14 protein-coding genes are annotated in these 12,759 nt (G+C 66.6%); 9 read left to right on the top strand and 5 right to left on the bottom strand.

Annotated elements, in window-relative coordinates; all coding sequences use genetic code 11:
• Positions 1-3: 3 nt before the first annotated feature.
• Positions 4-483, bottom strand: a complete 480-nt coding sequence (gene bfr, locus ABDC78_RS15100; RefSeq protein WP_178356847.1) for a bacterioferritin — start codon at positions 481-483, stop codon at positions 4-6.
• 251 nt (positions 484-734) lie between these two features.
• Between bfr and ABDC78_RS15095 the strand changes: the two genes are divergently transcribed.
• Together ABDC78_RS15095 and ABDC78_RS15090 are read left to right on the top strand one after the other, a co-directional pair.
• Positions 735-1,367, top strand: a complete 633-nt coding sequence (locus ABDC78_RS15095) for a fatty-acid--CoA ligase (protein ID WP_178356848.1) — start codon at positions 735-737, stop codon at positions 1,365-1,367.
• A gap of 8 nt (positions 1,368-1,375) precedes the next feature.
• On the top strand, positions 1,376-1,573 hold the full coding sequence (locus ABDC78_RS15090; RefSeq protein WP_178356849.1) for a (2Fe-2S)-binding protein: 198 nt from the start codon (positions 1,376-1,378) through the stop codon (positions 1,571-1,573).
• Positions 1,574-1,576: 3 nt separating this feature from the next.
• On the opposite strand, the gene ABDC78_RS15085 is transcribed toward ABDC78_RS15090, so the two are convergent.
• Both ABDC78_RS15085 and ABDC78_RS15080 read right to left on the bottom strand, forming a co-directional pair.
• A complete protein-coding gene (locus ABDC78_RS15085; protein ID WP_178356850.1) occupies positions 1,577-2,335 on the bottom strand; it encodes an enoyl-CoA hydratase-related protein in 759 nt (252 codons plus the stop codon).
• Complete coding sequence (locus ABDC78_RS15080) at positions 2,332-3,051, bottom strand: EthD domain-containing protein (RefSeq protein ID WP_178356851.1); 720 nt, start codon at positions 3,049-3,051, stop codon at positions 2,332-2,334. Before ABDC78_RS15080 ends, ABDC78_RS15085 begins: the two co-directional genes overlap by 4 nt.
• Before the next feature lie 32 nt (positions 3,052-3,083).
• Here ABDC78_RS15080 and ABDC78_RS15075 point away from each other — a divergent pair, with 32 nt between their 5' ends.
• Complete coding sequence (locus ABDC78_RS15075; protein ID WP_178356852.1) at positions 3,084-5,087, top strand: FUSC family protein; 2,004 nt, start codon at positions 3,084-3,086, stop codon at positions 5,085-5,087.
• On the opposite strand, the gene ABDC78_RS15070 is transcribed toward ABDC78_RS15075, so the two are convergent.
• Both ABDC78_RS15070 and ABDC78_RS15065 read right to left on the bottom strand, forming a co-directional pair.
• Positions 5,059-5,685, bottom strand: a complete 627-nt coding sequence (locus ABDC78_RS15070) for a PaaI family thioesterase (RefSeq protein ID WP_178356853.1) — start codon at positions 5,683-5,685, stop codon at positions 5,059-5,061. The genes ABDC78_RS15075 and ABDC78_RS15070 overlap by 29 nt on opposite strands.
• A 27-nt stretch (positions 5,686-5,712) precedes the next feature.
• A complete protein-coding gene (locus tag ABDC78_RS15065) occupies positions 5,713-6,276 on the bottom strand; it encodes a TetR family transcriptional regulator (RefSeq protein ID WP_178356854.1) in 564 nt (187 codons plus the stop codon).
• An 89-nt stretch (positions 6,277-6,365) separates the two neighbouring features.
• Between ABDC78_RS15065 and ABDC78_RS15060 the strand changes: the two genes are divergently transcribed.
• The 6 genes from ABDC78_RS15060 (at position 6,366) to ABDC78_RS15035 (ending at position 12,758) form a co-directional block, all read left to right on the top strand.
• Positions 6,366-7,850 (top strand): FAD-dependent oxidoreductase, encoded by a 1,485-nt coding sequence (locus ABDC78_RS15060; protein WP_178356855.1) that lies wholly within the window; start codon positions 6,366-6,368, stop codon positions 7,848-7,850.
• Positions 7,851-7,928: 78 nt separating this feature from the next.
• On the top strand, positions 7,929-9,473 hold the full coding sequence (locus ABDC78_RS15055; RefSeq protein WP_178356856.1) for an HNH endonuclease signature motif containing protein: 1,545 nt from the start codon (positions 7,929-7,931) through the stop codon (positions 9,471-9,473).
• A gap of 153 nt (positions 9,474-9,626) precedes the next feature.
• Positions 9,627-9,785 carry a hypothetical protein gene (locus tag ABDC78_RS15050; protein WP_178356857.1) on the top strand — a complete coding sequence of 53 codons (159 nt, stop codon included), beginning with the start codon at positions 9,627-9,629 and terminating at the stop codon, positions 9,783-9,785.
• A 117-nt stretch (positions 9,786-9,902) separates the two neighbouring features.
• Complete coding sequence (locus ABDC78_RS15045; RefSeq protein ID WP_178356858.1) at positions 9,903-10,574, top strand: GntR family transcriptional regulator; 672 nt, start codon at positions 9,903-9,905, stop codon at positions 10,572-10,574.
• Between the two features lie 79 nt (positions 10,575-10,653).
• Positions 10,654-12,069, top strand: a complete 1,416-nt coding sequence (locus tag ABDC78_RS15040) for an allophanate hydrolase (protein ID WP_178356859.1) — start codon at positions 10,654-10,656, stop codon at positions 12,067-12,069.
• Positions 12,066-12,758: a cysteine hydrolase gene (locus ABDC78_RS15035; protein ID WP_178356860.1), complete on the top strand. Its 693-nt coding sequence runs from the start codon at positions 12,066-12,068 to the stop codon at positions 12,756-12,758. The genes ABDC78_RS15040 and ABDC78_RS15035 overlap by 4 nt, the downstream gene beginning before the upstream one ends.
• Position 12,759: the final 1 nt, after the last annotated feature.

The following is a 12,759-nucleotide window of genomic DNA, read 5'->3' as shown; positions in this document are numbered from 1 at the left end:
CGGTTACTTTGGCGGGCGGGCCACGCACTGGGCCGAGTACAGCTCCTCGCCGAGCTTGCCCATCAGCTCGAGTTGGGTCTCGAGGTAGTCGATGTGCAACTCCTCGTCGGCGAGGATCTTCTCGAGGAGGTTCGCCGAGGTGGCGTCACCTTTCTCGCGGCACATGATGACGCCCGGTCGCAGGCGGCCGACGACCTCGTACTCGATCGCGAGATCGGCTTCGAACTGTTCACGCAGGGTCTGGCCCACCCGCAGGGAGAACAGCCGCTGATAGTTGGGTAGTCCGTCCAGAATGAGAATGCGATCGGTGATTTCCTCGGCGTGCACCATTTCTTCGAATGATTCTTTGCGGGTGTGCTCCGCCAATTCGGTGAATCCCCAATTGTCCTGCATCTTGGAATGCAGGAAATACTGATTGATCGCCGTGAGTTCGCTCGTCAATTGCTCATTGAGCAGCTTGAGAACCTCGGGATCGCCTTGCATGACTACTCCTCAACACCTGGATGACTGTTCGCGTTCGCTATCTGCACGGGCTGTTGCGCGTACGTCCAATCTAGTGCAGAACGACCGCTGAGTGCGCGCCATTATCGCTGTGGGCGGCGTGTTTTGGCGGGAACTCTCGGACCGCGGGGGGCGATGGAACACATACCGGCCTGCCGGTCTGGACTGCCTAGGCTAAGTAAGGTTAGACTCTGCTAACTCTTCAGCGCGCCGCGATCAGGTAAGGATAACCAATGGGTGAGTATGATTTGCACTCATTCATTCTTGCCTGCGATTTCCGCGTCGATGATGTCGACCGAATGTGGGAATGGCTGAAGAAACACCACGACGGACTTCAGTCGATGGGCGCCCATCATGTGGTTCTCTATGAATCGATATGGGAACCGCGGCGGGTCCTGGTGACAATCGGAATTCGACATGCCAGCTCGATTCGGGATGTCCTCAGGTCGCCCGCGATCTTCGAATGGTTCGATATCTCCGGCGCCGACGATATTCCGCCGATCTTCGGAGGAGAAGTCGTCGAGAAGATCGATCTCGACCCGCCCACTCCCGAGGAACACATCGGCCGCGTCGTGGTGGGCGTCATGTCCTCGGTCGAGGATGTGCCCGCGCTGATGGTCAAGGTGCACGACGGCCTCGAGCGATTCAAGCAGGGCGGCGTCCGCAAGATCTGGGTCTACCGTGCCTTCGACGACGGCCACGAGGTGCTGATCCTGCAGGAAATCGACGGCGAGGCCAACGCGAGGCAGTGGATCGAGCACCCCGACGCGGCGGCCGAGTGGATGACGAACGCCGGACTGGGTGCCTATCCCACCCGGTTCGTCGGCAGGTTCGCTCATCTGATGAGTGTCGGCGAGCAGGGGTAGGGCCACCGATGTTCGTCTGTCTGTGCACCGGAACCACGAGCCACGTGGTCAGTGAGATCGTGGCCAACGGTGCGCGGACATCAAGAGAGATCGCCGCCGCGTGCGGCGCCGGCGGTGACTGCGGCAGATGTCGGCGAACGCTGCGAGCGATGATCGAGGCTCATTTTGCGGCGGTCGACTCCGCCGCGGAGACGGTCAGTCGTTAGCGCTCAGCCCTTGCGCTGACCGGTGAACTCCGCGAGGGCGGCGGCGTTGGCGGCTCCCCCGAGCAATTCCATGAAGTGGGCGTTCTCGCGTTCGGTGGCTGCTGCGATCCCCGCCCGGTACGGGTCGACGATCGTCTGTTTGACGGCCATCAGGCTCGGGATCGAGCGTGAGGCAAGGATTTCCGCGTGCCTACGGGCTTCCGGCATCAGATCCTCGGGCTCGCAGACCTTCCAGGCGATACCCATCCGCTGGGCCTCGGCTGCGTCAACCCATTCCGAGGACAACAGCAGCCACGACGCGTTCTGCCTGCCGATCAGCTGCGGCAGTAGATACGACGATGCCGCTTCCGGTGCGACACCGAGGCTGGTGAACGGGCACTTCAGCCGGGCGGTTGTCGACATGAACACCAGATCGGCGTAGCCGAGGAGCGTCGTGCCGATCCCCAGGCCGACACCGTTAACCGCGCAGATCAGCGGCTTCGGGAGTTCGGTCAGCGCACTGATCATCGTCGAAAAGTGGCTGCCGTCCGAGCTCAGCGACGAATCCTCGATACGTGCCTGCATCTCCTTGAGGTCGTTGCCGGCACTGAACGCCCGGCCCGCGCCGGTGATCAACACGACCGCGATCTCGGGGTCGTCGGCCGCGTCGCGCAACGCCGTCGCGGTGGCGAGGTAGAGCTCTTCGTTGAACGCGTTGAGCGCCTCGGGCCGGTCGAGAAGCAGGGTGCGGACCCGGTTGTCGTCGGTGATCTGCAGAGTCACGGCTGCAGCGTAGCCGCCGGCGCGAACGCCGTGCGAAGCACGTAGCGGCTCGTCGGCACGGTGTCGACGTCGCGGTTGGCCCCGAACGCCGACGTGCTGGCCACCATGCGTGTCATGCGGTCGTTGAGTTGGTCGTCGTCGGCTGCACCGAAGAACACGTGCAGATCAGAGGTCGCCTCGATCGGGAAGAGTTCCTCGACGATCGCCGAGATCGGCGGAGCGTCCTCGGTGAGTGCCCGGACCACAGCGTTCTGGACGTAACCGAAAGTCGACTGGGTGTCGATGGCGACCTGGGTGTGATTGTTGTGCCAGCGGTCCAGCCACGTCGCCTCGTCCAGTTCGGCCGGCCGACGCAGCAGCGCGACGTTGGCGAACCCCGGAGTCCGTTCGCCGGGCTCGGTGACCGGAGGCGGCAAGGGAACCGACTCGGTCACCAGGTATGCGGCGACGTGTTCGCACAGCCCGCTCAACAGAGTTGTGGCCGTGCGGATCTGCTCGCCGTAGCACTGCTGGGTCCACAGGGTGACCAATGCGATCACCGGTGGGTCGAGCGTCGTGAGCGTCATCAGTGAGTCGGCGACCACTGCGTCGCGGACGTTGATCGCCAGACCGGGCACCTCGGTGTCCAGCAGATCCTGGGCGATCTCGGTGCGCAGTCGGGTGCACCACGCGTCGTCGCCGGGGGTCCCCCGCAGGGTGATGATGACTTTCTCCACTGGGCGAACATAGCCCGGGCCAGAATGGACAGGTGATCAAGGGCTTGACGCTGCCGGAGGTGCCGGATCCCGCCGCGGTGCTGCGAAGCCTGCTGGGCATCGTGGCGGTCACGGTGATCGCGGTGAACTGGGGTCCGGGGGGCTCGGCCACTGCCGTTGCAGGGGCGGCCGCGATCGCCGGGGCCACCGCGTTGCAGGACAGTCCGCGGGCGCGTATCCCACTGGTCGCTGCGGTCTCGGCGCTGTTGGGTGTGGCTGTCCTGCTGGGGGCCTTGACGTCGGCGTACCCGGTGGTCTTCGTGATCGTGGCTGCGCTCTGGTGTTTCGGCGCGGCGATGCCGTGGGCTCTGGGCGCCCATGCCGGATTGATCGGAGCGGCATCGGCTGCGTTACTGGTCATCACGCCCCCCGTGCCGCCTACGGTGTCCTCGACCCTGGGGACGTCGGCACTGGTTGTCGTCGGCGGGTTGGTACAGGCTGGCCTCATCGCGGTCTCTCCGCCGCGCCGATGGCGTGCCCAGCGCCGCGCGCTCTCCGCGGCCTACCGCTCACTGGCCGCGGACGCCCGAGTGCTGTCCGAGGGAGCTGCCTTCTCGGGGCCGCCGATCGACTCCGAACCGCTGATCGCGCTGCGGGATGCGTTCACCCTCGAGGACGGGCAGGCCACATCGCGACCGGCCGAGTACCGCGACTGGTACGGCCTGCCCGAACGGATCGCCAAATCTCTGGTCGCCGTGGCCGGCAGGCCCGCCGCGACCGACGTGTTGGCTGCAGCCGCCGACACCTTGGCGGCGGTGGCCGAAACCCGTCGCTCCGCACGCGGGGACGCCGACGCCGCGATCCGGCGTCTGTACGCGGCCGCCGACGAGCTGGCCGGACCCGAGTCGGCGGTGGTGCAGCGGCTCTCGACGCAGTTGCACGAAGCGGTGGCGGTCCGGTTGGGCGATTTTGTGCCGTCCTCCCCCGACGCCCTCCGTCTTCGTCGGCCTGAGCTGAGGACCTCGGTGCGTTCGGCGCTGGATCTGACCCGCCGCCATCTCGACCGGCATTCCCCGGTGTTCCGGCATGCAGTGCGCCTGGCTGTCGCCGTCGCTGTGGGCTGCGCCATCGAGCGTTACGCCGAAGTGGCACAAGGTTACTGGATACCGCTGACCGTGTTGATGGTGCTGCGACCCGAGACCGCTCACACCTACACCCGTTGTGTGGGGCGGTTGGCGGGAAGCCTCGTCGGCATCGTGGTGGCGGCGGGCGCGCTCGTCTTGATCGATCCGGGCGCGGTGGTGTCGGCGGTGCTGGCGATCGCCTGCGTCGGGATCGCCTACGCCGCTTCCGGAGTCGGCTACCTGGCGCTGTCGGCGGCGCTGACGGCCGCCGTGGTCTTCCTGATCAACATCGACCGGACCGGCGACGCGGCCACCCCGAGTGCGCTGTTGTTCGCCTCGCTGGTCGGCGGCGCGATGGCGGTGATCGCCCACGTTCTGCTTCCTGATGACGCCTTGACCAGGTTGGGGCAGCGGGCCGGTGAGCTGTTGAAAACTGAGGTCGACTACGCCGCAACGGTGATCAGGGCCTGCGTGCACGAGGTCGACAACCCCGCCGACACGATGTCCGCGGCGTGGCAGCGGGCGTTCCGGGCGCGCGCGGCTTTTGAGGCCGCTGCGGGTGCCACGCGCATCGACACTCGCGAATTGCGACACTGGCTGAGGTCGTACCGGACGGCACTGAACGCCGTCACCGCATCCTGCACGACTCTGGAAGCCAACTTCCCCGGCAACCGCTCGGCGGACTGGAGTCGGGAATTCGTGCTGGCCGTCGACGAGTACGTCGAATCGCTCTGCGGTGACCCGCCGACGCCGGCGTCGCCGTGGTCGGTGGACACCGTGGAGTTGGCAGCCGCCGACCAGCGACTGCGCGATGCGGTGTCCGAGCGTGGCTCCGAGGACGGCGGGGCGCGACTGCTGGTGACGGAGATCGGCACGATCACCGTCCATCTGTCGGTGATCGCCGTCAGTCCCGGGCCCACCGCGGTTCGATGAAGACCCCTTCGGCCTCGACCGTCACACCCTCATCGTCGGCGAGGTGCCCTATGGCGTAGGTCTTGAAACCCTCGCTACGGGTGACCCTGGCCTCGGCGCGCACCCGGCCCAAAGGCGTCAGTCGCCGGTAGCGGACCGTGATCGTCCCGGTCAGACGGTGTTTGCCCGGTGTGCTCGCCGCATCCCCGAGTACGTGGTCGAGGATCATGGCCGAGACGCCGCCGTGGACGTGCCCCGGTGGACCTTCGAACGCCGCACCCAGATAGAAGTCGCTCGTCACGGACCCGTCGGGCATCCGTCGGATCACAAGTGGTGGAGCGGTCGGATTGCGCACGCCGATCACCGCGTTGCCCCACGGCATCGAATCCCCGTCGGCTCCGAACTGGATTCCGAAAGACCGATCCCGCTGCTTCACGCGCAACCGTGCTGTGGCCGAATCGATCTCGGCGGTGGCAGCGGCGACCGCGTCGGCGTCGACTTCGGTGCGGATGGTTGCGTCGACAAGATCGCGCACCGACGTCGTCAGCGGCTCGTAGACGGCGCGGAGCCGCTGCACATCGGCGGCGCTGAGGTTCTCGACACGGGTGTAATCCAGCACCCGTCGACTAGAACACGTTCCGGTTCGTCACCGCGGGGCGGGTCCCACCAGAAGGTCTCTGATGATCGGGCGCACCCACGCGAGAAGTTCGTCGTGGCCCATCGCCGTCGCCGCCGGAGCCTCGAGTACGTAGCGTGTCGTGGCCATCCCGAGAATCAGGGAGCCGATCAGCGCCGCCCTCTGACCCGGATTGTCGGGCGCAACCGCGGCGATGGTGGGCGCAACCTGTGTCGCGAACACCTTGCGCATCGTGTCGGTCGCCGTCGAACTCGTCATCGCAGCGCGCAACAGCGCGACGAAGGTGGACTCGGCCTCCCAGAGCGCGAAGAACCGTTGCATCATCGCCGCGGCCATGTCGTCGGGCTTCAACGTCGTCAGATCGGGCAGATCCAGTGTGAATTCGACGGCGGTGGCGAAGAGTTGCTGCTTGTTGCCGAAGTAGCGGATGACGAGCGCGGCGTCGACACCGACGTCCGCGGCGATCGCCCGCAGGGTGGTGCGCTCGTATCCGTCGCTTCCGAATCGCGCACGCGCGGCGGCCAGGATCTCAGCCCGAGTTCCCTCCGCATTGCGCGCCCGCGTCGTCGTCATCCCGACAGCATAAGTCACCGGGCGTTGACATTGGCGCTGGCGTGCGTATCGTAAGTCACCAGTTGTTGACTTAGTAGTGAGGAGCTCTCATGGCCACCTCTCCGGCCATCCCGGTCCTGATCGTCGGCGCGGGACCCACCGGTCTGACCGCAGCGCTGGAACTGTCGCGTCTCGGCGTCGCTGTCCGCATCGTCGACCGGTCCGCACAGCCGTCCTCGGAATCTCGCGCGCTGGCGGTTCAGGCGCGCACGTTGGAGCTGCTGCGGGTGCGCGGTGTCAGCGACACGATGCTCGCGCTGGGCAACCGGGCGCATGCCGCCGCACTGTATGCCGACGGGCGCAAACTCGCTCCGATCGAACTCCACCGCATGCCCAGCGATTTCAACTTCATCCTGATGCTCGCCCAATCCGAGACCGAGCGGCTGCTGGCCGAACAACTGGAGCGTCAGGGCGTCAAGGTCGAGCGCGGCGTGGAGGTGACCGCGGTCCGAGATCGGGGGGCTGAGCGGCCGGTCGAAGTCACGCTGAGCAGCGGTATCGGCGAGCGGGAGGCGCTGGCCGCGTCCTATGTGATCGCCGCCGACGGGCCACACAGCACGATCCGGAAGGCGCTGGGTGTGGGGTTCCCCGGCCGGACGCTCCCCCACAACTACGTACTCGCCGACCTCCGTGTCGAGGGCGCCGTTCCCCAGGATCAGGTGTCGATATTTCTCGCCGCCGGTGGCTTCATCGCCCTTTTCCCTATGGGAAACAGCAGGTTTCGGCTGATGGCTACCGATCCCCGGAAAACGGTCGGCGATGACGATCCGACGGTCGCGCAGATCCAGGAGCTGTACGACCGGGCGGCGCACATCCCTGCGCGGTTGCATTCGCCGAACTGGAGTTCGCGCTTCCGCATCAACAGCCGCCACGTGCCCGCGCTGAGGTCCGGCCGGGTGTTCCTCGGCGGTGACGCCGCGCACGTCCACAGCCCGGCCGGCGGACAGGGCATGAACCTCGGCATCCAGGACATGATCAATCTCGCGTGGAAGCTCGCCATGGTGCTCGACGGTCGGGCGAAGCCGGACCTGCTCGACACCTACAGTTCCGAGCGACTTCCCGTCATTCGTCGGCTCATCCGAGTCACCGAGATCGGCACCCGGATCTTCAACTCCACCAATCCGATGCTGCACGCGGTGCGGATCCGGATGGCGCCGCGAGCGCTGTCGCGCAACCGCATTCAGAATGCGGCCGCGTCGATGTTCGGTCAACTGTCCGCCGGCTACCGCGGTGACGCTCTCGCCCGGGCCGCCGGCGGCCTCGACGACCTGCGCGCCGGTGATCGGGTGCCGGACACTTCGGGCTTGTACGACGCGCTCGACCTGTCGGCGCTGACACTTTTTGTCGAAGACGGAGCGGTCGCCGAGGTGGGGCGCTCCTGGGACGGGATCGTCACGCTACGAAAGAACCCCGCTCCGGACGCCGGCACATGGATGCTGGTGCGGCCGGACGGCTACCTCGCCGCGGCGGGCGGGCCGGGTGACGGCGCAGCGTTGGATCAGTGGTTGTCCCGGTGGTTCGTCAAGCCTCGCTGATGCTCGGCGTCTGTCGAACTCACTTGTGTCACAGTGGTTTCTGGAGTCACATTGCGGACCGGATTTGTCGGTGGTCGAATGTATGTTCGAAGGATGTCGGGGACGGGTTTGCAGGAGGCGGTGACCGCGTTGCGGGCCGCCTTCGACGCCGTGGCCGCCTGCGACATCGACCTGCTGACCCGCGCTGAGCTGATCGGGCCCCTCGACGATCTGCAGACCCTGACCTGCCAGCTCCCCAGCGTGAGTCAGCGGCTGCTGGCCCGGCTACAGACCGAGACCACCCCGCAGCAGCTGGGCGCCAAATCCTGGAAAGACGTCCTGACCGTCCGCTGGCGCATCTCGGCTGCTGAGGCGAATCGTCGCCTGAACGAGGCCGCGGTGTTGGCGCCGCGACGCACGATCACCGGAGAGCCCCTCCCCGCGGTGTTGCCGGCGACCGCCGCCGCCCAGAGCCTGGGGCTGATCACTGGTGAGCATGTCGCGGTGATCCGCGCCGCGGTCACAAAGTTGCCGGGTTTCGTCGACGCGACCACCGCGGCCCAGTTCGAAGTCGATGTGGTGCGCGTCGCGGTCGGAGTGGGGCCGAAGGAACTCAAGGAGACCGCCGCGCTGAGGTTGTTCCTGCTCGACCAGGACGGCCCCGAACCCGACGACACCGAACGCGCCCGCACCCGCGGGCTCTCAGCAGGGAAACAACAGCGCAACGGGAACATCCCCGTCCGAGGGGAGTTGACCCCCGAGGCGTGGGCGACTCTGGAGGCGATCTTCGCCAAATTCGCCGCCCCCGGCATGTGCAACCCCGACGATCCCGAGCCGTGCACGTCGGGCACACCGAGTCAGGTCCAGATCGACAACGATCACCGGTCGCTGGCCCAACGCCAGCACGATGCGCTGGTGGTGGTCGGGCGGATCGCGTTGATGAGTGGCCTGGGCGACCTCAACGGGCTCCCGGTGTCGATCATCATCCGCACCACGCTGCAAGACCTCGAGAGCAGGGCCGGGGTCGGTGTCACCGGCGGTGGCACCGTCATCCCGATCACAGACGTGGTCCGCCTCGGCGCCCACGCCCACCACAGCCTCGCGGTGTTCGACGGCGTCACCGGATCAGCGCTGGACCTGTTCCGCACCAAACGCGTCGCCTCCCCCGCTCAGCGGCTCATGCTCATCGCCCGCGAGAACGGCTGCACCAAACCGTGCTGCACCGTCGGCGCCTACGGCACCCAGGTGCATCACGTCACCGCCGACTGGGCGGCCGGCGGCAACACCAACATCGACGACCTCGGCCTGGCCTGTGGACCCGACAACAGAATGGTCAACACCCACGGCGGCTGGACCACCCGGATGAACGACCGCCACGAGGTCGAATGGATCCCACCACCGGGACTGGACACCGGCCAAGCACGGATCAACTACTACCACCGCCCCGAAGCCCTACTCCGCCCACCAGAGGAACCGGAACCCGGCGACGCCGAACCGATCGCGTCGGCGACGATCGACCCTGAACCGATCGTCGCCGAGCGGGTTGCCCCCGAACCCATCACCCCCGAGGAACTCGACCCCCAACCGAGCGACCACACCAGCGAACCCGGCGGACCCGCACCCCCCGACAACCAAGCAGCCTGATCGCTGCAGGTTTCGAATGCGGACACCTCGCCTTTCCGCACCACCGGGGACTGTGGATCTATCGGTGATTCCGGCCTGACATGCTGAGCGTTCCTCGGCGGCGGAAGGTAGCCGAGGACGACACTGGGTGAGTTGACGGCTGGGCCGAGTGGGATGACTGTGCCTGGGCTCGTCGAGATCGACCCGGTCTTCCATGACGGCCAGACCGGCCAAACCCGCATCAACAACTACCACCACCCCGAGCGATACCTGCTGCCCGACGACGACACACCCAAAGAACGCCCGTCGGAAGATGACCGCGGCGGGCCATGAGAGACGTTGCGTAATAGATGATTCGGGGTGAGTCCACCGGATCCCAAGCACATGCGACATGGGCGTCGCGGGCGGTGTCGATGCGCCGGGGGGCAATAGTTCCTACCATTGTGTGCCATGGCCGCGCCGAGTGATGACCCGTCGCGCCCCTTGTTGCCCGCAACCCTGGTCGAACTGGCCGGACACCGACTCCGTGACGCGATCCTCAGCGGTGAGCTCGCGCCGGGCGACAAGATCGTCGAAGAGCAGCTGTGTGCCGATTTCGGCATCAGCAGGGCACCGCTGCGGGAAGCACTACGGCTGCTCGCGCAGCAAGGACTGGTCGAGCATCTCCCCCGGCGCGGATCGCGCGTGACCGAGTGGTCACCCGGCGACATCCTTCAGTTGTTCGGGCTTCGAGGGGTCCTGGAGCGGCACGCGATAGAAACCGCGCTCCCCTTACCCGACCCCGGGCAGGCTCTCGAGCCGGTCAGGGCGGCGCTCGAACGCATGGACACCGCGCAGGACGCTCTGGATCGCGACGATGCCCACCGAGCGTTCCACGCGGCGGTCGTGGCGCTGGCCGCCAACCGTCAACTCGACATCACTCTCGAACCCATCCTGCTCAAGCTGCAGCTGCCGATGGCCAGGAACCTGCGCGAAGAGGCCCGCCAGCGGGAGGGCGGCGACGGCATCGAGCGACACAAGGCGATCTTGTCCGCGCTCGAGATGAACGATCCCGCAGTCGTTGTCGAGGCTCTGCAGGACCACGGGCATCTGCACTACCTCGGCCTCGAGTCCGAGCGCTGAGGTGCTCGAGTCCGAGCGCTAACACAAACGACACACAGCTGACCCGCATTCGCCATCATTCTGTCGACAATCGACAGTTATGGCCGAAGCCTTCCATGGTCCCTCCATCGGACCCTCCGTGGCGGAGATCCTCGCGTCGCACGCGGGGGGCACGGGATCACCTGCAAAAACCGCTGCTCGCGTTGCCGATGCGATCGCCGCCCGCGGCGACGACGGCACCTGGTTGTCCACGGTTCCCCGTGACCAGTTGATTGCCGCGGCGGAGGCGATCGAGCAGCGCCCCGGCGCCAGGACGCTGCCGCTCTACGGCGTGCCGTTCGGGGTCAAGGACAGCATCGACGTCGAGGGCGTCGCCACGACGCTGTCATGTCCCGACTACGCCTATGTCGCGTCAGTCACCGCACCCGCCGTGCAGCGACTGCTCGACGCCGGGGCGCTGTATGTGGGCAAGACCAACCTCGACCAGTTCGCGACGGGACTGAACGGGACACGCACCCCCTACACCGTCCCCCGCAGCGTCTATGGCGGCGAGATGATCTCGGGCGGATCGAGTTCCGGCTCTGCTCTGGCAGTGGCGCTCGGGCAGGTGCCGTTTGCGGTCGCCACCGACACCGCCGGCTCCGGTCGGGTGCCGGCCGCGCTGAACGGGGTCGTGGGCTTCAAGCCGTCGCGGGGGCTGATCAGCACAGTCGGTCTCGTTCCCGCCTGCAAATCGCTGGACTGCCTCAGCGTCATGGCGGGTTGCATCGACGACGTCGACCGGGTGCTCGATGTGATGGTCGGTCGCGATGACGACGATGCCTGGTCGCGCGACCGCGGCCCCCGCTTCTCGGGTGCCCCGATCCGGGTGGGGTTGCCACCGGAGTCCGAGCTGGAGTTCTTCGGCGACGACGAGATGCGCAGCGCGCACCTGGCTTTCAGGGAGCACCTGTCGCGATCCGCCACGGTCGTCGACGTCTCGCTGGAACCGTTCCTCGCTGCCGGCTCATTGCTCTACCAAGGCCCCTGGGTGGCCGAGCGGTTGGTGGAGTTCGGCGATTTCCTCGCCGCACAACCGGAGTCGATACATCCGGTGGTGCGTGACATCTTCTCCAGTGGGCACAACTACACGGCGGTCGACGCCTTCGCCGCTCTGCAGAAGCTGCAGGAGCTCAAGGCGGTCGTGAGCCGCCTGTGGCGCCGCATGGATGTGCTGGTGCTGCCGACGATCGGCACCACCTTCACCGTCGACGAGGTTCGTGCCGCACCGATCGACTGCAACACGATGCTCGGCCACTACACACATTTCGGTAACTTGCTCGACCTCCTCGGCGCCGCGATTCCGCTCGGCGTGACCGCCGATGGGCGGCCCTACAGCGCCATGTTGCTGGGCGCCGCCCTCAGCGACGACACCGTACTGCAGCTCGCCGCGCAGCTACTCGACGAACCGCGAGCGCCGCAGACGGTGGCCGCCATGACCACAACCGATTCCAACGTCGCCGAGGAGCGCCTGTGACATCAACATTCGACGTGCCCGCCGAACCGACCTCCTTCCCGATCGTCGCGGACAGGACAGCGCTCATCGTCATCGACATGCAACGGGACTTCCTGTTGCCCGGTGGTTTCGGCGAAAGTCTCGGCAACGATGTGGATCAGTTGCTCAAGGTGGTGCCACCGCTGGCCGCCTTGATCGCAGCGGCGCGCGCATCGGGTGTCATGGTCATCCACACCCGCGAGGGGCATGAACCCGACCTTTCCGACTGTCCGCCGGCCAAACTCAACCGAGGTGCGCCATCGAAGCGCATCGGGGACCCGGGCAAGTACGGCCGCATCCTGATCCGCGGTGAATACGGCCACGACATCGTCGACGAGCTGGCCCCGATCGACGGCGAGGTCGTGATCGACAAGCCCGGGAAGGGCGCGTTCTACGCAACCGAGTTGTCGGAGATCCTCGCCGAGGCGGGAATCACCCAGCTCCTGATCACCGGTGTGACCACGGAGGTCTGCGTGCACACGACCACTCGCGAGGCCAACGACCGAGGGTACGAATGCCTGGTCGTATCCGACTGTGTGGGTTCCTATTTCCCCGATTTTCAGCGCATCGGACTGGAGATGATCAAAGCGCAGGGGGGCATTTTCGGTTGGGTGGCCGACAGTGCGGCGGTCATCCCGGCACTGAGTCAACTCGCCGCGACGGCAGCCTGAG

Origin of the sequence: Mycobacterium sp. DL (assembly GCF_039729195.1) — a bacterium.
Taxonomy (GTDB): Bacteria; Actinomycetota; Actinomycetes; order Mycobacteriales; family Mycobacteriaceae; genus Mycobacterium; species Mycobacterium hippocampi_A.
Note: the sequence above shows the minus strand (reverse complement) of the source record. Positions and strands in the feature narration are given on the sequence as shown.

Bases quoted from the DNA above. Each gene is read 5' to 3' on its own strand.
- ABDC78_RS15065 (WP_178356854.1), bottom strand. From the start codon at position 6,276: ATGACGACGACGCGGGCGCGCAATGCGGAGGGAACTCGGGCTGAGATC.
- ABDC78_RS15095 (WP_178356848.1), top strand. From the start codon at position 735: ATGGGTGAGTATGATTTGCACTCATTCATTCTTGCCTGCGATTTCCGC.
- ABDC78_RS15050 (WP_178356857.1), top strand. From the start codon at position 9,627: ATGACTGTGCCTGGGCTCGTCGAGATCGACCCGGTCTTCCATGACGGC.
- ABDC78_RS15060 (WP_178356855.1), top strand. From the start codon at position 6,366: ATGGCCACCTCTCCGGCCATCCCGGTCCTGATCGTCGGCGCGGGACCC.
- bfr (WP_178356847.1), bottom strand. From the start codon at position 483: ATGCAAGGCGATCCCGAGGTTCTCAAGCTGCTCAATGAGCAATTGACG.
- ABDC78_RS15040 (WP_178356859.1), top strand. From the start codon at position 10,654: ATGGCCGAAGCCTTCCATGGTCCCTCCATCGGACCCTCCGTGGCGGAG.
- ABDC78_RS15090 (WP_178356849.1), top strand. From the start codon at position 1,376: ATGTTCGTCTGTCTGTGCACCGGAACCACGAGCCACGTGGTCAGTGAG.
- ABDC78_RS15045 (WP_178356858.1), top strand. From the start codon at position 9,903: ATGGCCGCGCCGAGTGATGACCCGTCGCGCCCCTTGTTGCCCGCAACC.
- ABDC78_RS15055 (WP_178356856.1), top strand. From the start codon at position 7,929: ATGTATGTTCGAAGGATGTCGGGGACGGGTTTGCAGGAGGCGGTGACC.